The following is a 20,841-nucleotide window of genomic DNA, read 5'->3' as shown; positions in this document are numbered from 1 at the left end:
CCGTTCTCAGAACCTCTCCGGGAAGAGGAGGGCCAGGACGAGATATCCGAGCAGGGAAACGGCGACGACGAGCCCGATGACGTTCTCCACGGTCATGACGTGGTCACCCCACGGGCGACGAGAGCCACCAGCGCGAATATCGCGATCGTGGTGGCGACGAAGGCCAGATCGGCCATCGCGAACTCCTGGTGGATGCGAGGAAGGGAATCGGCCGTTGGGCCGACACGAGCAAACCTCGGCTTCCCCCGGAGGCTGAGCCGCCTTGACGGGGTCCATACGAACAGGGCGCCACCCTTGACGCCGGACTGACGCCGCTCTGACGCCGCTCTGACGCAGAGTCGGTGCCGCCGCACGGCGAGGCGGACGACGGGCCCCGCCGCACGGCTCCTTACGGCTTCAGCCCCCGTGGGCGCGCCTCGTCCCGGCCGCGCGTACCCGGGCCCGGTCGGCGCGCCTCAGGCCCGTCCGCGTACCTCAGCCCCGTGGGCGCGCCTCAGCTCCGGCCGCGCGAGCCCCGTCGGCGCGCCTCGGCTCCGGCCGCGCACCTCGGCCCCGGAGGCCGGATCCAGCCCGCCCGCCGGTCTCAGCCCCGTCCGCGTGCCCGGCGGGACATCACCGCGCGCAGGACCCGGCGGCCCTCCGTGGACAGGTCCAGCGCCTTGCGGAGGCCCGCCCCGCCGGCCGTCGTGCCGGATGTCTCCGCGAGGATCTCCAGAATGCGGGCCTGTCGGGCCAGCTCCCCCGCCACCAGGGGGCCCACAGGGGCCGGTTCACCGTTGCGGGCCGCCTTGAGCAGGTGCTCCTCGTCCGCCGGCGCGTCCCGGTCCGGAGCGTCGAACCGGCCGTGGACGCGGAGGACGACCAGCGAGCAGGCGTCGGCCCACTCCCGCAGCACGGGAGCGGCGAAGTCGGAGGGGGCGGCGGCCAGCATGGCTCGTACGAGCGTGGCGGGGTCGTCGGCGCCGGTGGTTTCCCCCGACACGCGCCCGGAGACGTCCGTGTCGGCGGTTTCCCCCGACGCGCGCCCGGAGACGTCCCCCGACGCACCCCCGGAGGCGTTGCCCAGCTCCGTCCGCACCGCCGTGAGCCGATTGGCCCAATCCCGCCCGTCCTCGCAGCCGGCCCAGAGCGGGCGCAGTGGCTCGGCCCCGACCCCCGCGAGCAGCGGCAGGCACCGGTCCAGGCAGGCCACCGCGGCGGCGGCCAGGGCGCGCTCGTCGGCTCGTTCGATCAGTTCCAGCAGACTCATCGACGTCTCCCTCGGTCTACCGGGTACTGCGCCGAATGGCCGAAAAGCGTCACTGCGGAGTGGGTGTCGCTCCACTGCGCGGGCCGCTGCCCGCCGACGGCGGGAGGGGGGCGTCCGAGGCCGCCGGGGCGGAGGCCCCGGAGCATGCGGCCCGTTCGACCTGCATCCGGGTGACGGCGCGGACGAAGAGGACGGCGAGGACGGCGGCGACGATGTCCAGCGCGTCGGAGGCCGCCACCAGACCTGCGGCCCGCACGATCTCCTCGGGCTCCTCGGCCCTCTCCCACATCCGCTCGGTGACGCGGGCGGCGAGCAGGCCGGCGACCCACGCACCCCACCAGAGGGTGAGCGGGGTCCTGGGCACCGTGCGCCACCCGGCGTCCGGCCCGGTCCGCGCACCGGCCTCCCACACCCCGCGCGCGACACGGTAGGGGAGCCAGAAGTTGGCGACCGGGACGAACCAGCCGCCCACCGCCCAGCCGGGGCCCATCCGCTGCACCCCGGCGTCGAAGACCTCGGCGTTCCGGCGGGTCCGGTGGAACCAGACGATGAAGACGACGGCCGTGGCCAGCAGCGCCGCGCCCTGGGCGACGGCGGCGGCGCCGTACAGCCGCTCGGCGGCCCGGCCCGCGCTGCCGTGGACGTCCGGGGAGCCGTCCGTGGCCAGGCGGTCCCAGAGGCCGCGCACGCGCAGTCCGGTGCCGATGGCGAACGCGTCGGCGGCGATGACCACCCCGAGGAGCACGGTCACGGCCCGCGCGAGGCCGACGGGCGAGCGCGGCCACGTGCCCACGCCCCATCCCCCCGGTCCGGTCGCCGGCCCGCCGGGCGGCGGGGGCCGGGTGTCCGAGCAGAAGGTGCACAGGCCGTCGTCGGTGACGGCCGTTCTGATACGGCAACGGATGCAGAGCACGGAGCAGTCCCCCCGGACGCGATGCGGGGTGCACGGTCGCGTGCCCTTCGCGGGAACGCGGCCGACGACACGGCGCAGCCCGGCGGTCGCCGGGCTGTCGGCCTCGCATCCTCGCAGGTGGGCGGGGAGAGGAACAGTGCGTTACGGGGCGGCCAAGTCTGCGCGACAGCCGGGGCGGGACGGGCGGGGGCGACCGCACCCCGCACGTCCACCACCCCCGACCCCCTCCCCCGGATCTCCACCAAAAGCCGCACAGATGAACAGATCACATGGGCTATTTTCGGTCAGGTCTAAACCACTGCCTCATCGTGCAGCGGTCCACCACGAACCGAAGGATCTTCACTGGTAGGGCACATTCTCAACGCAATGTGCGGTCCAGTCCCCCGCGCTCCGCATCTCCGGAGTGCGGACCCTCCCGGCAGTACTCCTGCGACACCCCGGCGACCTGTGCGGACATGTCCGTAAGTGAGCCAACCACGAGCGACCTTCTTCTGCCGTTATCACTCCGCGTGTAGACATGGCCGAGGCGGCCCCGACCCACCTGAGAGGCCGCCTCAGCCATGTTCTGGAGGAATTTTCAGCCATGTCCAGACCCACTCGCCGCCAGGCCCTCGGGGCCGCCACCGGTGCGGCCGCGAGCATCGCGCTCGTCGGCATGGTCTCCACGTCCACGGGCACCGTGTCGGCCGCGCCCAGGGACAAGAAGGCTCCCGCTCCGGGCGCCGCCGCAGGGCCCGCGCCCTTCGACGAGGTCTTCCAGGGGCGCCGCATCCAGGGCGCGCCCGCCGAGGCGCACGCCCACGCCCATGCCCACGCCGGGCACAGCGCCGTCTACCGGGTGTCGATCGACGGCCGCGACCTCCATGTGATGCAGCACGGAAAGAGCGGCTGGAGCAGCGCGATCAACCACTACGAGAGGTTCGCGACCCCGCTCGACGCCGCGCGCACCGCGGTCATCTCCCTCAAGGGCGCCTCCGTCGTCCCGTTCGACCCCACCGCCTGAGCCGGGAGCACCGACCATGACCGTACGCAAGAACCAGGCGAACCTCACGGCCTCCGAGAAGAAGGCCTTCGTCGACGCCGTCCTCGGGATGAAGCGCAAGGGCGTGTACGACGAGTTCGTCTCCACCCACCGCACCCGGTTCTCGATAGACATGAACACCGGCGTCTACGTGGCCCATTTCGGCCCGTCGTTCCTCCCCTGGCACCGCAAGTTCCTCATCGACTTCGAGCTCGAACTCCAGAAGTTCGACCCCTCGGTGTCGATCCCCTACTGGGACTGGACCACCGACAACACCGTCGCCTCCTCCCTCTGGGCGCCGGACTTCCTCGGTGGCACCGGCCGCCCCCTGGACGACCAGGTGATGGACGGCCCCTTCGCCTTCTCCACCGGCAACTGGAAGATCAGCGTCCAGGTCGACAGCCGCGAGTTCCTCGCCCGCAACCTCGGCTACCGCGTCTCCACGCTCCCGACGAAATCCGAGGTCGACTCCGCCCTCGCCATCCCCGTCTACGACTCCGCCCCGTTCCGCGACGGTTCGGCCGGTTTCCGCGCCACGCTGGAGGGCTCGTCCGGGTACATGAGCATGCACAACCGCGTGCACACCTGGGTCTGGGGCCAGATGGAGTCCAGCGTCTCCCCGAACGACCCGGTGTTCTGGCTGCACCACGCGTTCGTCGACAAGCTCTGGGCCGACTGGCAGGCGCTCCATCCGACCAGCGCCAAGTACCTCCCCGCCGGGGGCACGGCCGATGTGATCGACCTGAACGAGACCATGCCGCCGTTCCCCGCCACGACCCCCGCGGACATGCTGGACCACACCCCGTTCTACACCTACGCCTGACCGCTCGGCGGAAACGGTGCGCCGCCCCCGCCGTCACGTGACGGCGGGGGCGGCGGTTCGTCCGGCCCCGGGCCGGGGCCGCCGGTGTCACCCCGTGCTGCCGGTCCGCTTCGCCCGTTCCTGGAACTGCCCCCAGCTCAGCGAAGGCTTCCGCGGGTCCCACAGCTTCTGCGAGGTGGCCACCAGCGGCATCTCGATACCGTCGGCCACCTGCTCGGTGGTCTGGGCGTTCGCCAGGTCGCCCCAGACGGCGAACCGGCCGCCGAGGATCTGCTTCGAGTAGCGCTCGGCCACCGGCTCGGTGCCGCGCAGGACCAGCGGGGTCCACTGCTCGTAGATCCGCTTGCCGGTCGGGTAGGTGAAGTCGTTGGGCTCCCCGAGCACGTAGTAGAGGAACTCGTCGTTGAGGTTCAGCATCTTGTAGCCCGCGGCCAGGTACTCCTGCGGCGGGCGGGCCCCGATCTCCTTGCCTGTCCAGTACTCGATCTCGATGTTCTCGTCGGCCTTGACCTTCGTGCCCCGGAAGAGGCCGTCGTTCCACGCCTTGGCGGTCCGGCCCTTCGGGACGACGACGTCCGCGCGGTCGTTCAGCCAGCCGGTCGCCAGGTCCTCGATGGTGGCCCCGGAGCCGTACTTCTTCTCCGCAGCCCGCTGGAGCTGCGGGTAGGAGGCGGCCGGGTTCCGGACGGTCAGCGCCTGGTACTCGTCCGCGCCCAGGTGCCAGAAGCGGCCCGGAAAGAGTTCGGTGTACTCGTCGAGCAGTTCGTCGATGAGCTCGGCCGCGCCCGGTTCGGAGATGTCGATGGCCCCCTTCGACGGGACGCCCGCCGTGTTGCGCAGCTGGAGGTCGGGGTGGGCGGCCAGGACCGCGCCGAGGTGTCCGGGCGAGTCGATCTCGGGGACGACCTCGATGTGCCGGCTGTTGGCGAGGCCGACGATGCGGCGGACCTCGTCCTGGGTGAGGGCCTCGTCGGCGACCACCTCGGGGTGGGACTTCGACTCGATCCGGAACGCCTGGTCGTCGGAGAAGTGCAGGCCGAGCTGGTTGAGCTTGAGGTCGCCCATCTCGCGTATGCGGTCCTCGATCCACTCCGCGCTGTAGTGCTTGCGCGCGATGTCGAGGTTGAGCCCGCGCTGCGGCCGGTCCGGCCGGTCGTTGACGACGCCCTCGGGGACCGTGCCGTCCGCTTTCAGGGACTGCTTGAGCGTACGGGTGCCGTAGAAGACGCCCGACTCGTCGGGCCCGGTGATCCGCACCTTCCGGTCGCGCACGGTGAGCGTGTACGACTCGGCGGGGCCCGCTTTCGTGTCGCCGAGGGCCAGCTCGACGTCGCCCGCCTTCGCCGGCTCGGCGCCCCGGTAGCGGATCTTCAGCTCCTCGGCGAGCAGCCGCGCCTCGTCGGCGAGCACCTGGCTGCCCCGGGCGATGACGACACCGCTGCCCTTGCCGGGCTGCCAGCCGGGCCCGCGGGCCGCGGTGTGCTCGCGTACGGCGGGGATCGTGCTCGGCGTGCTGGACATCGGGTAGCTGCGGGAGGGCGACGGGGCGGCGGCCTCGGCGGAGGTGCCGGACGGCGACGCCGTATCGCCGGACGGACCACTGCCGGAGCCTTCCGGCCAGACGACGACGGTGAGGACGACGGCGGCCGCGGCCGTGACGGCCGCGCCGGTGACGAGGGCACCACGCGAGGGCGACATCGGAAGGATTCCTCCATTGTGGGGGTACTTGCAGCGGAAAAGAGTGAAGAAAAGAGGAAAGAGGTGAGCTGGGTGCAAGATTGGCATTTTTGTCCGGGACTCGCCCACCGAAGAGATCAGTGATGCGCTCAGGCCCCGGAGCGGCGCAGGTCACGCGTCCATCACCCGTTCCGAAACTCTCCCGTTCGGGTGATTCCTCTGTGACCTGCCGGGCGTCTCCCGGCCGATCTCGCTAGCGTTGCGGCACATTCGTCCCTCGCCCCGCCCCCTCCGCAGCACGCACTCCCGCCCCCGCGCAACGCCCTCCCCGCCCACGGAACGCGGCCCCACCCTCACCGAGGGCGCTCGCGCCCTCACGGATCACCTCCCCTCCGGGGGAACTCACTCCCCCGCCGGGCAACCTCGCCGCACCCGGGCCTGTCTTTCCAGGACGGAGGGTCCCTTGCGGGGCCACGGAGTCCCTGACGTCGTTCATCACGAGGAGCCCACGCTGTCCAGGTCCAGCGAGTCCCCCGCCGGCCTGCCGAAGCGATCCACGCCCGCGGCCGACCGGTCGGCCGTTCCCGTGCAGCCGCGCCGTCCGGCGCCGGGCGACAGCCCGGAACCGGAGCACGCCGGTGCGCCGCCGGCCGGTCATGCCGTCGGTCTGGCGCATTTCAACAGCCTCCCCTTCGCCGCGGCCGAGGCGGCCTTCCTGGAGTGCTGCGGCAGCCTGCGGTGGGCCCACCGCATGGCCGCCCATCGCCCCTACCCCGATCTCGACGCCCTACTGGCCGCGTCCGACGAGGCGGGCTACGACCTCGCGCCCGGCGACATCGCGGAGGCCCTGGCGGCCGAGCCGGCGCCCTGCCTGCACCACGACGCGCCCCGCGCCGCCCACCTGGCGCTGCGGGCCGCGCACGCGGCGTACGAGAGCCGGTTCGGCCACGCCTTCGTCATCTGCCTGGACTCCCACGCCCCCTCCCACCACGTGGACCAGGTACTGGCCGGGATCAGGGTCCGGCTGGCGCACGAGGTGGACGAGGAGCGGGCCGTGACCGCCGAGGAGCTGCGCCGACTCGCCCGGAGCCGGATCGTGGAGATGGTCGCCTCGGACCCGGCGCACTGAGAGCGGCGGGTCCACGGCCGCCGCCGGTCCCGCCCCCGGAACAGCCGCGCCGGGGCCCGCGGGACGTGCCGCGCTCTAGCCCGTACGTGCCTGTTTGCCTGCCGGATTGATCACACCGGAGGCCCCGGCGCGAACGAACCGACCATGCGTCGCTACGATGGCCGGGGCCGGTGGACCGTACCCGGCCGGGTCAGACCGACAGTCAAGCCGGCCGACCCCAATCCCCGCTCCCGGAGGGTTCTTCCGTGCCGGCTGGAACGCTGTACCGCGGCCGGGAAGGCATGTGGTCCTGGGTGGCTCATCGAGTCACCGGTGTCCTCATTTTCTTCTTCCTGTTCGTACATGTCCTGGACACCGCACTCGTCCGTGTGTCCCCCGAGGCGTACGACGACGTCGTTGCCACCTACAAGACGTGGCCCGTCGCGTTCCTCGAATACGGCCTGGTGGCCGCGATTCTCTTCCACGCGCTGAACGGTCTGCGGATCATCGCCGTGGACTTCTGGGCCAAGGGCCCGCGCCTCCAGAAGCAGATGCTCTGGACCGTGGTGGGCATCTGGATCGTGCTGATGGTCGGGGCCCTGTACCCCGTCCTCGGTCACGCCGTACGCGACGTCTTCGGGAGCTGAGGCCCATGTCCAGCGAGACTTCTTCCGCAGCCGCGATCGGCGACGTCGAGGGCGTGAGCCTCTACGACGTCGACCACCCGGCCCCGGTGATCGAGCCCCCGCGCAAGCGCACGGGCAAGACCCCCAAGGCTTCGCGCGGCAACTTCGAGATGTACGCCTGGCTCTTCATGCGCCTGTCGGGCATCGTCCTGGTCGTCCTCGTCATCGGCCACCTGCTGATCCAGCTGGTGCTCGACGGCGGCGTCTCCAAGATCGGCTTCGCCTTCGTGGCGGGCCGCTGGGCCTCGCCGTTCTGGCAGGTCTGGGACCTGCTGATGCTGTGGCTCGCCATGCTCCACGGCGCCAACGGCCTCCGTACGGTCATCAACGACTACGCCGAACGGGACAACACCCGCTTCTGGCTGAAGATGCTCCTGTACACCGCCACGGTGTTCACCGTCCTGCTGGGCACGCTGGTGATCTTCACCTTCGACCCGAACATCCGCTAGGCGCCGGGACAGAGGGACCAGAGGAAAACCATGCAGATCCACAAGTACGACACCGTCATCGTCGGCGCCGGCGGCGCCGGCATGCGCGCGGCCATCGAGGCCACCAAGCGCAGCCGTACCGCCGTGCTGACGAAGCTCTACCCCACCCGGTCCCACACGGGCGCGGCGCAGGGCGGCATGGCCGCAGCGCTCGCCAACGTGGAGGAGGACAACTGGGAGTGGCACACCTTCGACACGGTCAAGGGCGGTGACTACCTGGTCGACCAGGACGCCGCCGAGATCCTGGCGAAGGAAGCCATCGACGCCGTCCTCGACCTGGAGAAGATGGGCCTGCCGTTCAACCGGACGCCCGAGGGCCGCATCGACCAGCGCCGTTTCGGCGGTCACACCCGCAGCCACGGCGAGGCCCCGGTCCGCCGGTCCTGCTACGCCGCCGACCGCACCGGTCACATGATCCTCCAGACGCTGTACCAGAACTGCGTCAAGGAGGGCGTGGAGTTCTTCAACGAGTTCTACGTCCTGGACCAGCTCATCACCGAGGTCGACGGGGTCAAGAAGTCCGCGGGCGTCGTCGCGTACGAGCTGGCGACCGGCGAGATCCACGTCTTCCAGGCGAAGTCGGTCATCTACGCCTCCGGCGGCACCGGCAAGTTCTTCAAGGTGACGTCGAACGCCCACACCCTGACCGGTGACGGCCAGGCCGCCTGCTACCGGCGCGGCCTGCCGCTGGAGGACATGGAGTTCTTCCAGTTCCACCCGACGGGCATCTGGCGCATGGGCATCCTGCTGACGGAGGGCGCCCGCGGTGAGGGCGGCATCCTCCGCAACAAGGACGGCGAGCGCTTCATGGAGAAGTACGCGCCGGTCATGAAGGACCTCGCGTCCCGTGACGTCGTCTCACGCTCCATCTACACCGAGATCCGCGAGGGCCGCGGCTGCGGTCCGGCCGGCGACCACGTGTACCTGGACCTGACGCACCTGCCGCCGGAGCAGCTGGACGCCAAGCTGCCCGACATCACCGAGTTCGCGCGGACGTACCTCGGCATCGAGCCCTACACGGACCCGATCCCGATCCAGCCGACCGCGCACTACGCCATGGGCGGCATCCCGACCAACGTCGAGGGCGAGGTGCTGGCCGACAACACCACCGTCGTCCCCGGCCTGTACGCCGCCGGCGAGGTCGCCTGCGTCTCGGTGCACGGCGCCAACCGTCTGGGCACCAACTCGCTGCTCGACATCAACGTCTTCGGCAAGCGCTCCGGCATCGCGGCCGCCGAGTACGCGCAGAAGCACGACTTCGTCGAGCTGCCCGAGAACCCGGCCCAGCTCGTCGCCGACCAGGTGGAGCGGCTGCGCAACTCCACCGGCACCGAGCGCGTCGCGGCGCTGCGCCTGGAGCTCCAGGAGTGCATGGACGCCAACGTGATGGTGTTCCGCACCGAGCAGACGATCAAGACGGCGGTCGCCAAGATCGCCGAGCTGCGCGAGCGGTACCTGAACGTGTCCATCCAGGACAAGGGCAAGCGGTTCAACACCGACCTGCTGGAGGCCATCGAGCTGGGCAACCTGCTCGACCTGGCCGAGGTCATGGCGGTCTCCGCGCTCGCCCGCAAGGAGTCCCGCGGCGGTCACTACCGCGAGGACTTCCCGAACCGCGACGACGTCAACTTCATGCGCCACACCATGGCGTACCGCGAGGTGGCCGCCGACGGCGCCGAGTCGATCCGGCTCGACTACAAGCCGGTCGTGACGACCCGCTACCAGCCGATGGAGCGTAAGTACTGATGGCTACCCCGACCCTGGACAAGACCGACAAGGCCGAGGCCGGTTTCGCCGACTCGCCGTTCATCACCGCCACGTTCCGCATCCGCCGCTTCAACCCCGAGGTGTCGGACCAGGTCGAGTGGCAGGACTTCCAGATCGAGATCGACCCGAAGGAGCGTGTGCTCGACGCCCTTCACAAGATCAAGTGGGAGCTGGACGGCACCCTGACGTTCCGCCGTTCCTGCGCCCACGGCATCTGCGGTTCCGACGCGATGCGGATCAACGGCAAGAACAGGCTCGCCTGCAAGACGCTGATCAAGGACATCAACCCGGACAAGCCGATCACGGTCGAGGCCATCAAGGGCCTCACGGTCCTCAAGGACCTCGTGGTCGACATGGACCCGTTCTTCCAGGCGTACCGCGACGTCATGCCCTTCCTCGTCACCAAGGGGAACGAGCCGACCCGCGAGCGCCTGCAGTCCGCGGAGGACCGCGAGCGGTTCGACGACACCACCAAGTGCATCCTGTGCGCCGCGTGCACGTCCTCGTGCCCGGTGTTCTGGAACGACGGCCAGTACTTCGGCCCGGCGGCGATCGTCAACGCGCACCGATTCATCTTCGACTCGCGCGACGAGGCCGGCGAGCAGCGGCTGGAGATCCTCAACGACCGTGACGGCGTGTGGCGTTGCCGCACCACGTTCAACTGCACGGACGCCTGCCCGCGCGGCATCGAGGTCACCAAGGCGATCCAGGAGGTGAAGCGCGCGCTCATCACGCGTCGCTTCTGACCCTCCCGTAACACCGCTCACGTCGACCGGCCCCGCCCCCGCAGCTCGCCGCTGCCGGGGGCGGGGTCTGTTGCTGCACGGGGCCCGCGCGGGCGGTACGGTTCAGCGGAGCTGAAGACCGAAGAAAGAGAACGGGGATACGCGTGAGCGAGCCGAATCCGTCCGCGGGCGACGGGTACACCTGGGGTCCTCCCCAGCAGCCGGGCCACCAGCCCACCGTCGCGGACGGCCAGGCGTACGGCTATCCGGCCCCGGGCGCCGCTCCGGCCTACGGCTATCCGCAGGCGCTGCCGGAGTCCGCGGTCCAGCCCGGCCCCGGTTACGGGTACCCCCAGCACACCCCGCCCGCCCAGCCGACGATGCCCGGCCAGTACCTCCCGGTGCCGCAGGGGATGCCGGGCCAGGGCGGCGTCCCGGTGCTGTCGATCGGCGACATCACCGTCATGAACGACGCGATCGTCACCCCGTCCGGGTCGATGCCGCTCAAGGGCGCGGTCTGGACGGCCACGGACATGTCGCGCACCGAGGAGAAGATCCCGGCGCACGCGGTCGTGCTGGCGATCATCTTCGCCCTGTTCTGCCTGATCGGCCTGCTGTTCCTGCTGATGAAGGAGAAGCGGACCACCGGCTTCATCCAGGTCACCGTCACCAGCGGCGGCCGGCACCACTCCACGATGATCCCGGCCATGGGCCCGCACACCTTCCCCGCGGTGATGGGCCAGCTCAACTACGCCCGCTCCATGAGCGCCTGAGCCGTCCGGGCCCGTCCGCGGCGCGCTCCGGGCGGGCCGCCGGCGCCCGGCACCCTCCGGACGACCCTTGTAGCCCCCTTCTTGAACATGTTCAAGAAGGGGGCTACAGTCATGACCACGAAGCCTTTTGAACATGTTCAAGAGAGGGTGGGGCATGGATCTCACTGTGGTCGCGTACGTCGTCTACCTGCTCGTCAGCGTGGCTCTCACCGTCTGGGTCGCCCGTACCCTCAGCCGGAACGGGCGGGTCTTCCTCGCCGATGTGCTGCACGGGAACGAGAAGCTCGCCGAGGCCGTCAACCACCTGCTGGTGGTCGGCTTCTACCTGGTCAACCTCGGATTCGTCACGCTCTACCTCAAGAACGCCGACGGGGTGACCGACGCCCGCGAGCTGTTCGAGGCGCTCTCGGTGAAACTGGGCGTGGTTCTGCTGGTGCTCGGCGTGATGCACCTGGGCAACGTGTGGGTGCTGAGCCGGATCCGCCGCCGCAGCGCGCTGGAGCGCGAGCAGACCCCGCCGGTGCCGCCGCAGGGCTGGACTCCGCCGGGCGCCCCGGGCCCGTGGGCCGCCCCCGCGACCGGGCGGTGAGCCCGGTGACCGAGGCCCCGCCCCCGGCGTCGCCGGGCCCGGCTCCGTACCCCGGTCGGCCCGGCCCCGTCCGCCGGCTCACCGTGCTCCACGACGAGCGGTGCCCGCTCTGCGTCCACCTGGGGGGCTGGCTCCAGCGGCAGCGGCAGCTCGTCCCGCTCGACCTCGTCCCGGCCGGGTCGGCCCGGGCGCGGCGGCGGTTCCCGGAACTGGACCACGCGGCGACGCTCCGGGAGATCACCGTGGTCGGCGACGCGGGGCAGGTCTACCGGGAGGCCGCCGCCTGGATCGTCTGCCTGTGGGCGCTGGCGAAGTACCGCTCGCGCGCCCACTGGCTGACCACCCCGGCCGGCCGGCCCTTCGTCAGAGGCACCGTGCTGGCGGCCGCGCGCTACCGCTCGATGGCCGTGCCGCCCTGCGCCCCCGGAAGCACCGCGTGCGCCACCCCGCCGGGCTGGGCATGGAGCCCCCGATAACCTTGGGTCCGTGGTGAAGGAAGAGAAGAACGTGCAGGAGAACAAGCCGGCCAGGGCCGGGAAGAGCGAGCAGACCCGCACGCTGATTCTCGAAACGGCGCTCCGACTGTTCGCGGAGCGGGGATACGACCGGACGACCATGCGGGCCATCGCCCAGGAGGCGGGCGTCTCGGTCGGCAACGCCTACTACTACTTCGCCTCGAAGGAACACCTGGTCCAGGGCTTCTACGACCGGATCGCCGACGAGCACGCGACGGCGGTGCGGCCGGTGCTGGAGGGCGACGGGGACCTGACCGTACGCATCAGGGGCGTGCTGCTCGGCTGGCTGGACGTGGCGGAGCCGTACCACCGCTTCGCCGCCCAGTTCTTCAAGAACGCGGCCGACCCGGACAGCCCGCTCTCCCCGTTCTCCGGGGAGTCGTCCGCCGCGCGGGACGCGGCGATCTCCATCCACGAGCGGTGCATCGCCGGGGCCGACGTCACGAGCGATCCGCAACTGGCTCCGCTGCTGCCGCAGTTGATGTGGCTGATGCAGATGGGACTGGTGCTCTACTGGGTGTACGACCGCAGCGAGGGCGCCGAGCGCAGCCGCCGGCTGGTCGAGCGCACCGCGCCGATCGCCGCGCGAGCCATCGCGCTCTCCCGGTTCCGGGTGCTGCGCCCGCTGGTGCGGCAGGTCCACGGGCTGCTGGTGGAATTCCTTCCGGGTACGGCGACGGCCGGGGCGCAGGGCCCCGGCCGTCCCGCTGACTGACCCGGTCAGATCCAGCTGAGCTCCCACAGGCGCCAGGTGCCGGTGCCGTCGGAGAGGTACTGGGAGCCGGCGACGTCGGCCTTGGCGACGACGTAGTCCTTCTTCTGCCACAGCGGCAGCAGGGGGACGTCCTCGACGACCAGCGACTGCAGTTCCTTGAAGTCGCCGGAGGTGCGGCTGCGGTCGCTGAACTGCTGCGTGGCGGCGATCAGCTGGTCCATCTTCTTGCTGGAGTAGCCGCTGTGGAGGGCGTTCCCGGTGCCGACGAGCGGCTGGCTGAAGGTGTCGGGGTCGGGGAAGTCGGGGAACCAGCCGACGGTGTACATGTCGTACTTACCGGCGGCGTACTCCTTCTGGTACTTCGTCCACTCCACGGCCTTGGTGGTGACCTTGAAGAGGCCGTCCTTCTCCATCTGCCGGCGCAGCTCGGCGGTCTCCTTGGTGTACATGTCGCCCTCGCGGTAGGCGAAGAACACGGGGACCGGCGTCCGGACCCCGGCCTGCTCCAGGAGTCGCGCGGCGCGCTTGGGGTCGGAGGTGGGGTAGGTGTCGAAGAAGGGGGTGCTGTGCCCGATGTAGCCGGTGGGGATCAGCGAGTACAGCGGGTCCACGGTGCCCTGGTAGACGTTCCGCACCAGGGGGCCGCGGTCGAGGAGCGCGGCGACGGCCTGGCGGACCCTCGTGTCCTGGAAGGGCGAGCCCTTGCGGAGGTTGAAGACGACGTTGCGGATCTCGGCGCTGGCCGCCTCGGTCACCCGCAGGTCCGGGTCGTTCTGGTTCAGCTCGGCGAGCGTCTCGGAGGGGAGCTGGCGGTGGGCGATGTCCACGTCGCCGGCGTCCCACGACCTCTGGAGTGCCTCGGAGGTCTTGAAGTAGCGGACGTCGACCGCCTCGCCGGTCTTCTTGAGCGCGCCCCTGTACTTGAGGTTCGGCACCAGCTCGGCGCTCTTGTTGGGCTCGTACGACTTCAGGACGTACGGGCCGGAGCCGTCCGCCTGGCTGCCCTTGCGGAGCTTGTCCGCGGGGTACAGGGTCGGATCGACGATCGACCCGGCGCCGGTGGCGATCTTCTGCGGGAAGGTCGCGTCCCGCCCGGAGAGGTTGAACGTGATCGTCCGGCCCTCGGTCGTGACCGTGTCGAGCGTGGGGAAGAGACCCACGGGGCCGACGTCGGAGTTGATCTTGAAGATCCGGTCGAAGGAGTACTTGACGTCCTTGGCGGTGATCTTGCGACCGTTGGAGAAGGCCAGGTCGTCACGGAGCTTGCACTGGTACGTCTGGAGCTTCTGCCCGACGAACCCGCAGCTCTCGGCGGCGTCCGGCTCCGGCGTGACGGCGTTGGGCTTGAAGGTCATCAGCGACTGGTAGATGCTGCTGTAGATCGCCCAGGAGCCCGCGTCGTAGGCGCCGGCCGGGTCGAGCGTGGTGACGACGTCCGATGTCCCGACCGTGATCGGATCGGTCTTCCCCTCCCCGGACGGGAGCAGTTGCCAGGCACCGACGCCCGCTATGACCAATACCGCGAGAATCGCGAGAATCCGTACCCGGACCGACCGCATTGCCGTGCTCTCCCTTGCCAACCCCACCTCGGCGGTGGCGTCTCGGACGCGCACATCGCCGCATGTTCGGGCTTACCCAATCACACGATTTTCACATCTGGAAGAGTAAATGGGGCGCTCACAGCCTTTTGTTGGACACGATCGGGAAACTCTGTCCGAAAAGGCTGTTTCCTGCCTTCCACCTGCGGATATATGTAGCTGACGGTGACTCTGCGGTGTGGATTTCATGACGATCGGCCCGGAGGCCCCGAACCGTCACACCCGCAACGTCGCTACGCCTGAAGGGAAGCGAGCCGGACGACGGTGATGTCGGACGGGGCGCCCACCCGGACCGGCGGCCCCCAGGCACCCGCACCGCGCGAGACGAACAGCTGCGTGTCGCCGTACCGTTCGAGGCCGGCGACGGTCGGGTTGGCCAGCTCGGCGAGGACGTTGCCGGGCCAGAGCTGTCCTCCGTGGGTGTGACCGGAGAGCTGGAGGTCGACGCCGTGCTCGACGGCGTCGTGGATGACGACGGGCTGGTGCGCCATGAGGACGGCGGCGCGCCCCCGGTCCCGGTCGCCCAGCGCGCGGACGAAGTCGGGCCCCTGCCCCTCGGTCTCGCCCGCGATGTCGTTGACGCCGGCGAGGTCGAAGCCGTCGATCTCCACCCGTGCGTTCTCCAGCGGGACCAGGCCCAGTTCACGGACGTGATCGACCCACTGCGCCGCGCCGGAGAAGTACTCGTGGTTGCCGGTGACGAAGTAGCTGCCGTGCCGGGCCCGCAGGGCGGCCAGCGGTTCGGCGGCGGAGCCGAGGTCGGCGACGGACCCGTCGACGAGGTCCCCGACGACGGCGACGAGGTCCGGCGAGGTCGCGTTGATCGTGTCGACGATCCGGCGGGTGTGGGCACGGCCGAGGATCGGGCCGATGTGGATGTCGCTGACCACGGCGATCCGGAAGCCGTGGGCCGCGCGGGGCAGTCGGGCCAGCGGCACGGTGATCCGCTTGACGCTCGGCCCGCGCAGCACGCCGTACGCGCCGTACCCGACCGTGGCGAGCCCGGCGGCGGCCGCCGCGCCGCCGACGACCCGCGAGACGAAGAGGCGACGGGAGGGGCCGGGGCCGGGAAGGGGGACGGCCGGCCCCGCGCCGGGTTCCGCTTCCGGTTCCGCGACCGGCTCCGGTGCTGCCTGCACCACCGGGTCATCGGACTGGGGGGCGGTGGACGCGGGGACGTCCGGAGAGGTGTCGGCGGGGGCGCCCGGAGAGGCGTCGACGGAGGAGTTCGCAGAGGTGTCGGTGGAGACGTCCGCCGAGGTGGAGCCACCGGCCGAGCGGGACGGCACCAGTTCCCCGGTCCGGGGGCGGGGCGCGCCCGGCGCCTCGGCGGGCGTTCCTGCCCCGGCGGCGGGGGCCGTCCCGGAAACCGATGCGGTCGTTCCGGAAACCGATGCGGGGGTCGTTCCGGAAGCCGTTCCGCTTCGGGCCGAGCCCGTCCTCGCGTCGCGCCGGGCGAGGACCCGCAGCAGGACCGGGCGGACGGCCTCGCCCACGAACAGCGCCAGGGTCAGGTAGAGCAGGCAGGCCAGCCACAGGAAGCCCGGCCAGGCCAGCACCTGCTGGAGCAGGAAGGGGGCGCCCACCCGGCCGGAGGCCATGGCGCCGACGCTCAGGAGGGGCAGGACGAACGCCGCGACCGTGCCCACCCGGCGCAGTGTGCTGCCCGGCGCGGTGGTGTCACCGACGAAGCGCCGCCACAGGTACCGGTGCACGGCGCCGAGCAGCGCCAGCACCACGAGCGCCACCAGAGCGAAGACCACTGCTGCCATCCGAGCTTCCCCACGTTCCCGTCGTCATGCGCGCTTGACGCGCGAAGCCCGGACTCCGCGCAACCCGATCACGCCGACGGCCGTCCCCAGAAGAAAGGACGTGATGGCGAGCAGCAGGTGCACCCAGAAGTAGCCGGTCGGATCGCCCGCGTCGTCGAAGGCGAGGCCGCTTCCGTCCTGCCACAGATTTTTGACGAAAGTGATCCAGATGAACCAGCTCCACACCCCGAACGCGAGCAGGAACCAGGACACGCGGCGGCTGAGCTTCATGGGTCCAGTATCGCCGCCGCCGTCCGGCGACCCGCTCCGGGGTGGTGTCCGGACAGGGCCGTCCTGGCGTTCCCTGCGGCGGGTCAGCCGATCCGGGTCCGCATCCACGCCTCCGCCCTGTACGTTTCCGACCGTGCCTGCTCTGAAAAAGATCGTCCTCACGATCACATCCGCCGCTTTGTTGTCCTGTTTCGTCCTCAGTCCTGCTGCGGCAGCCGACAAGGACAAGAGCGACGACAAACAGCCCAAGCCGCCGAGCACGATGTCGAGCCTCGGCGGCGAGCAGCTCGGCAAGGCCGGCACCCAGGTCAATCTGGGGCCGGGCGCGCCGGTGCTGCCCAAGAAGCTGAGCGGACGGTCCTGGATCGTCGCGGACGCGGAGAGCGGGGACGTCCTCGCGGCGCACAACTCCCACTGGCGGCTGCCGCCCGCCTCCACGCTGAAGATGCTCTTCGCGGACACCGTCCTGCCGGCGCTCCAGCCCACCACCCTGACCCACAAGGTCTCGGAGAGCGAGCTGGCCGGGGTCGGTGAGGGCAGCAGCCTCGTCGGGATCAAGGAGGGCCACACCTACACGGTCCACGACCTGTGGCTGGGGGTGTTCCTGCGGTCGGGGAACGACGCGGTGCACGTCCTGTCGGAGATGTACGGCGGCGTCCAGAAGACGGTGGACGCGATGCAGGCGCACGCCGAGGAGCTCCAGGCCCTGGACACCGTGGTGGTCTCGCCGGACGGCTACGACGCGCCGCGCCAGGTCTCCAGCGCCTACGACCTGACGCTCATCGCCCGCAGCGGACTCCAGAAGAAGGACTTCCGCGAGTACGCGGCGACCGCGTCCGCCGACTTCCCCGGCGAGAAGAAGAAGGGCAAGAAGCGCGATTCCTTCGAGATCCAGAACACCAACCGGCTGATCACCGGGGACATCGGTGTGGACCCGTACCAGGGCATCGCGGGCGTCAAGAACGGCTACACCACCCACGCGGGCAACACCTTCACCGGCGTCGCGGAGCGCAACGGCAAGGTCCTGCTGGTCACGGTGATGAACCCGTCGGCGGAGGAGAGCCACGCCGTCTACAAGGAGGCCGCGCACCTGCTGGACTGGGGCTTCGCCGCCAGCGGCAAGGTGACCCCGGTCGGCCAGCTGGTGCCGCCGAAGTCCGTGGACACCGGCACCGGTTCCTCGACCGGCGGCAAGGGCGCGGCGCCCGCGGCCGGCACGGACCAGGGGCCGGGCGGCCGGGCGGAGGCCACGCACGCGTCGGCCTCGAACGGTTCCAGCGGGGTCGGGACCGCACTCGGGATCATCGGCGGTCTGCTGGCGGTCCTGGCCGCCGGGGTGTTCCTGGTCAACCGCCGCTGGCCGCTGACGGGGCGGGCCCGCCGCGCGGAGGCGGAGAGCCCGGAAACGGCGGAGAAGCCGGAGAAGGCGGGCAGGGCGGGGGCGCACGACGGCGAGGGCGGCGAGGCCGGGGCGGAGAGCGCGGGGGCGGCCACCTCGGCCGCCCCCGGCGACAAGTCCTGAGGACGTGCCCGGCGGCTCCGGAGGCCGCGCACCCTTCCTCGGCCCCGACCGGCCCCACGGGGTGATCAGAGGCGGGTGGAGCCGCCGCCGGAGGACTCGGCGGCGGCTCGCTCCGTGCCGGGCCCGCCGGGCTCCTCCTCCGCCTCCTCCTGCCCCACGCCTTCCTCCTCCTTGCTGCGGGTGGCCGTCCAGGCGGCGCAGAACAGCAGCAGCTTCGCCGCGAAGTTGATCCAGAGGAGCAGGGCGATCGGCACGCCGAACGCGCCGTACATGCTCTTGCTCGCGACGCCCTTCATGTAACTGCCGAGCAGCAGCTTGAGCAGTTCGAAACCGACCGCCCCGAGCAGGGCCGCGACCATCAGCCGCCGCTTCGGCGGCTCCACGCCCGGCAGCAGCGACAGCAGGTAGAGCAGCAGCAGGAAGCCGGCGGCGACCGCGACCACCAGCGCGGCCACCCGCAGCAGGACGCCGCCGGCCCCGTGCTCGGGGATGCCGATGAGATCGGCGGTCCAGCCGACCGCCGTCGTGCCGACGGTGGAGACCGCCAGGGTGACCAGGGCCGCGCCGCCGAGGCCGACCAGCAGCATCGCGTCCTTCACCTTGGCGACGACGGGGTTGGCGTCCTGGACGTCGTCCAGCTCCCAGACCGCCCGCAGGCACTCCCGCAGCGAGCCGACCCAGCCGACCCCGGTGAACAGCAGCAGGGCGCCGGCCACCAGACCGATCGTGCCCGCGTTGGCGATCAGCCCGTCGATGCCCAACTGGTCGGAGATGCCGGGCACCTGGTCGGCCAGCTCGTCCTTGATGGTGTCGATCTGCCGGTCGCTCAGGAGGGCGGCCGCGATCGCCGCGCCGACGGCGATCAGCGGGAAGAGCGCCAGGAAGCTGATGAAGGTGATCGCCGCCGCGAGCCTGGTCCAGTGGACCCGGTCGAGCCGCTCGTAGGAACGCCACGCGTGCGTCTCCATCAACCGGACCGCCAGGGGACCGATCACCGGGAGTTTCTTGAGCCAGTCCATGGCCTCACGCCTACCCTTCCGGGCCCGGAACACCAGCGGCCCGCCCCGGACTCTCCCGGACACGTCCGGCGGATATCCGCCACGCTCCGCTGACACACCCTCCGTCACCCGTTCCGGTGAGTGAATTCACCAATGCCGCAAAGGGGATTTCCTGGACGATACGGTCACCACCATGTCCGTCGACACGGTGTCCTTGACCGGCTGGGGCCGCACCGCCCCGACGACCGCCGTGCGGTTCCGCCCCCGTACGTACGAGGAGGCGGCCGCCGTCGTCCGCGGGCGCGGGCCACGGGGCGTCATCGCGCGGGGGCTGGGGCGGTCGCCCGGGGACGCGGCGCAGAACGCGGGCGGCTCGGTGCTCGATCTGACGGGCCTGGCCCGGATCGGCGGTGTCGACCCGGCCGCCGGGGTGGTGCGCTGCGACGCGGGGGTGAGCCTCGAACGGCTGCTGCGGGTGCTGCTGCCGCAGGGCTGGCTCCCGCCGGTCGTGCCCGCGACCGGCAGGCTGACGGTCGGCGGGGCGATCGCCTCCGACCTCCCCGGCCTCGACCACCGGCGGTCGGGGTCGTTCGCCCGGCAGGTGAGCGCCCTGGAGCTGCTGACCGCCGACGGCGAGGTGCGTACGGTGCTGCCGGGCACCGCCCTCTTCGACGCGACCGCGGGGGGCCTGGGGCTGACCGGGGTGATCCTGGGCGCCACGCTCCGGCTGCGGCGCGTCACCACGGGGCTGATGTCGGTCTCCACCGAGCGCGCCGGGGACCTGGACGAGGTGCTGGCCCGCTTCACGGCGGGCGGGGACGGGTTGCCGTACGCCTCCGCGTGGATCGACCTGATGGCCCGCGGCCGGGCGACGGGGCGCGGCATTCTCACCCGCGGGGAGCACGCGCCCCCTCATGTGCGCCCGGCGCACGCGGGGCGCACTCGGCGGTTTCCGCGCTCCGGAACGCCGTGGGGACGGCCCTCCTCCCCCGGCCTGCTCTCCGGCCTTCTCTCCGGTCTCCCACCGCTGCCGGACGGGCTGCTCGGACCGGGCCCGGCCGCCCTGTACAACGAGGTCCGCTATCGGGGCGCCCCCCGCGCGCGGGCCGGTGAGCTGCGCCCGGTGACCGCCTTCCTCCACACCGCCGACGCCTTCCCGGAGGCGAACCCGCTGTACGGCCGGGGCGGTACGGTGCGCTACCGGTTCACCGTCGGGGACGGCCAGGAGGAGACCCTGCACCGGGCGGTGCGCCGGATCGCCGCCCGGCGCAGTCCCGCCGTGCGGGCCGTGCTGGAACGGTTCGGGGCGGCGGACCCCGGCCTCCTGTCGTTCGCCGCGCCCGGCTGGTCCCTGGCCCTGGACCTTCCCGCCGCCCTGCCCGGCCTGGCCCGCTTCCTGGACGGCGTGGACGAGGAGGTGGCCGCCGCCGGGGGCCGGGTCTGCCTGGCGAAGGACTCCCGGATGCGACCGGAGACGGCGGCCGCGATGTACCCGAGGCTGGCGGAGTTCCGGGAGCTGCGGGCCCGGCTGGACCCGACGGGGGCGTTCCGCTCCGATCTCTCGCGCCGCCTCGGGCTGTGAACCGCTTCTTCCGCCCGCGTTTCCCTCTCCCTCTCTGACCAGGAGCTTTC

The 20,841-nt window shown here is 71.3% G+C and carries 21 protein-coding genes; 13 read left to right on the top strand and 8 right to left on the bottom strand.

Going from position 1 to position 20,841, the window contains the following annotated elements; all coding sequences use genetic code 11:
• Window positions 1–6: 6 nt before the first annotated feature.
• The 3 genes from kdpF to QFZ71_RS19125 form a co-directional block, all read right to left on the bottom strand.
• Window positions 7–96: a K(+)-transporting ATPase subunit F gene (gene kdpF, locus QFZ71_RS19135; protein WP_307669403.1), complete on the bottom strand. Its 90-nt coding sequence runs from the start codon at window positions 94–96 to the stop codon at window positions 7–9.
• A gap of 487 nt (window positions 97–583) precedes the next feature.
• On the bottom strand, window positions 584–1,249 hold the full coding sequence (locus QFZ71_RS19130; protein ID WP_307669402.1) for a hypothetical protein: 666 nt from the start codon (window positions 1,247–1,249) through the stop codon (window positions 584–586).
• Window positions 1,250–1,298: 49 nt separating this feature from the next.
• Window positions 1,299–2,162 carry a DUF4328 domain-containing protein gene (locus QFZ71_RS19125; RefSeq protein ID WP_307669401.1) on the bottom strand — a complete coding sequence of 288 codons (864 nt, stop codon included), beginning with the start codon at window positions 2,160–2,162 and terminating at the stop codon, window positions 1,299–1,301.
• A gap of 583 nt (window positions 2,163–2,745) precedes the next feature.
• On the opposite strand from QFZ71_RS19125, the gene QFZ71_RS19120 reads away from it, so the two are divergent.
• The gene (locus QFZ71_RS19120) at window positions 2,746–3,165 is read left to right on the top strand and encodes a tyrosinase cofactor (RefSeq protein WP_307669400.1); all 420 of its coding nucleotides are present in this window, start codon (window positions 2,746–2,748) and stop codon (window positions 3,163–3,165) included.
• Window positions 3,166–3,181: 16 nt separating this feature from the next.
• On the top strand, window positions 3,182–4,006 hold the full coding sequence (locus QFZ71_RS19115; RefSeq protein ID WP_307669399.1) for a tyrosinase family protein: 825 nt from the start codon (window positions 3,182–3,184) through the stop codon (window positions 4,004–4,006).
• 87 nt (window positions 4,007–4,093) lie between these two features.
• Here the strand turns inward: QFZ71_RS19115 and QFZ71_RS19110 are convergent, their stop codons facing one another.
• Window positions 4,094–5,704 (bottom strand): family 20 glycosylhydrolase, encoded by a 1,611-nt coding sequence (locus tag QFZ71_RS19110; protein ID WP_307669398.1) that lies wholly within the window; start codon window positions 5,702–5,704, stop codon window positions 4,094–4,096.
• Between the two features lie 565 nt (window positions 5,705–6,269).
• Between QFZ71_RS19110 and QFZ71_RS19105 the strand changes: the two genes are divergently transcribed.
• From QFZ71_RS19105 to QFZ71_RS19065, 9 genes are all read left to right on the top strand, one after another.
• Window positions 6,270–6,812, top strand: coding sequence for a 2-oxo-4-hydroxy-4-carboxy-5-ureidoimidazoline decarboxylase (locus QFZ71_RS19105; RefSeq protein ID WP_307669397.1), 543 nt, complete (start codon window positions 6,270–6,272; stop codon window positions 6,810–6,812).
• A gap of 245 nt (window positions 6,813–7,057) precedes the next feature.
• Complete coding sequence (gene sdhC / locus QFZ71_RS19100; protein WP_307669396.1) at window positions 7,058–7,438, top strand: succinate dehydrogenase, cytochrome b556 subunit; 381 nt, start codon at window positions 7,058–7,060, stop codon at window positions 7,436–7,438.
• A 5-nt stretch (window positions 7,439–7,443) separates the two neighbouring features.
• Window positions 7,444–7,926 carry a succinate dehydrogenase hydrophobic membrane anchor subunit gene (locus QFZ71_RS19095; RefSeq protein WP_307669395.1) on the top strand — a complete coding sequence of 161 codons (483 nt, stop codon included), beginning with the start codon at window positions 7,444–7,446 and terminating at the stop codon, window positions 7,924–7,926.
• Between the two features lie 30 nt (window positions 7,927–7,956).
• The gene (gene sdhA, locus QFZ71_RS19090) at window positions 7,957–9,711 is read left to right on the top strand and encodes a succinate dehydrogenase flavoprotein subunit (protein WP_307669394.1); all 1,755 of its coding nucleotides are present in this window, start codon (window positions 7,957–7,959) and stop codon (window positions 9,709–9,711) included.
• On the top strand, window positions 9,711–10,478 hold the full coding sequence (locus QFZ71_RS19085) for a succinate dehydrogenase iron-sulfur subunit (RefSeq protein ID WP_307669393.1): 768 nt from the start codon (window positions 9,711–9,713) through the stop codon (window positions 10,476–10,478). The genes sdhA and QFZ71_RS19085 overlap by 1 nt, the downstream gene beginning before the upstream one ends.
• Before the next feature lie 143 nt (window positions 10,479–10,621).
• On the top strand, window positions 10,622–11,230 hold the full coding sequence (locus QFZ71_RS19080; protein ID WP_307669392.1) for a hypothetical protein: 609 nt from the start codon (window positions 10,622–10,624) through the stop codon (window positions 11,228–11,230).
• 154 nt (window positions 11,231–11,384) lie between these two features.
• Window positions 11,385–11,819, top strand: a complete 435-nt coding sequence (locus QFZ71_RS19075) for a hypothetical protein (protein ID WP_307669391.1) — start codon at window positions 11,385–11,387, stop codon at window positions 11,817–11,819.
• Between the two features lie 5 nt (window positions 11,820–11,824).
• Window positions 11,825–12,295 carry a thiol-disulfide oxidoreductase DCC family protein gene (locus QFZ71_RS19070; RefSeq protein ID WP_307669390.1) on the top strand — a complete coding sequence of 157 codons (471 nt, stop codon included), beginning with the start codon at window positions 11,825–11,827 and terminating at the stop codon, window positions 12,293–12,295.
• A gap of 10 nt (window positions 12,296–12,305) precedes the next feature.
• Window positions 12,306–13,049, top strand: a complete 744-nt coding sequence (locus QFZ71_RS19065; protein ID WP_307669389.1) for a TetR family transcriptional regulator — start codon at window positions 12,306–12,308, stop codon at window positions 13,047–13,049.
• A 5-nt stretch (window positions 13,050–13,054) separates the two neighbouring features.
• Here QFZ71_RS19065 and QFZ71_RS19060 read toward each other — a convergent pair whose 3' ends face one another.
• From QFZ71_RS19060 to QFZ71_RS19050, 3 genes are all read right to left on the bottom strand, one after another.
• Window positions 13,055–14,608 carry an ABC transporter substrate-binding protein gene (locus tag QFZ71_RS19060; RefSeq protein ID WP_307669388.1) on the bottom strand — a complete coding sequence of 518 codons (1,554 nt, stop codon included), beginning with the start codon at window positions 14,606–14,608 and terminating at the stop codon, window positions 13,055–13,057.
• 272 nt (window positions 14,609–14,880) lie between these two features.
• The gene (locus tag QFZ71_RS19055) at window positions 14,881–16,419 is read right to left on the bottom strand and encodes a metallophosphoesterase (RefSeq protein ID WP_307669387.1); all 1,539 of its coding nucleotides are present in this window, start codon (window positions 16,417–16,419) and stop codon (window positions 14,881–14,883) included.
• Between the two features lie 24 nt (window positions 16,420–16,443).
• Window positions 16,444–16,689, bottom strand: coding sequence for an SCO4848 family membrane protein (locus tag QFZ71_RS19050; RefSeq protein ID WP_307669386.1), 246 nt, complete (start codon window positions 16,687–16,689; stop codon window positions 16,444–16,446).
• A 133-nt stretch (window positions 16,690–16,822) separates the two neighbouring features.
• Here QFZ71_RS19050 and QFZ71_RS19045 point away from each other — a divergent pair, with 133 nt between their 5' ends.
• Window positions 16,823–18,211, top strand: a complete 1,389-nt coding sequence (locus QFZ71_RS19045; RefSeq protein ID WP_307669385.1) for a D-alanyl-D-alanine carboxypeptidase family protein — start codon at window positions 16,823–16,825, stop codon at window positions 18,209–18,211.
• A gap of 65 nt (window positions 18,212–18,276) precedes the next feature.
• Here QFZ71_RS19045 and QFZ71_RS19040 read toward each other — a convergent pair whose 3' ends face one another.
• A complete protein-coding gene (locus tag QFZ71_RS19040; protein ID WP_307669384.1) occupies window positions 18,277–19,230 on the bottom strand; it encodes a YihY/virulence factor BrkB family protein in 954 nt (317 codons plus the stop codon).
• Window positions 19,231–19,402: 172 nt separating this feature from the next.
• Between QFZ71_RS19040 and QFZ71_RS19035 the strand changes: the two genes are divergently transcribed.
• Window positions 19,403–20,791 carry an FAD-binding oxidoreductase gene (locus tag QFZ71_RS19035; RefSeq protein ID WP_307669383.1) on the top strand — a complete coding sequence of 463 codons (1,389 nt, stop codon included), beginning with the start codon at window positions 19,403–19,405 and terminating at the stop codon, window positions 20,789–20,791.
• Window positions 20,792–20,841 lie beyond the last annotated feature (50 nt).

The organism is Streptomyces sp. V2I9, from assembly GCF_030817475.1.
Classification (GTDB): Bacteria; Actinomycetota; Actinomycetes; order Streptomycetales; family Streptomycetaceae; genus Streptomyces.
This window is presented reverse-complemented; position numbering and strand designations above follow the sequence as displayed.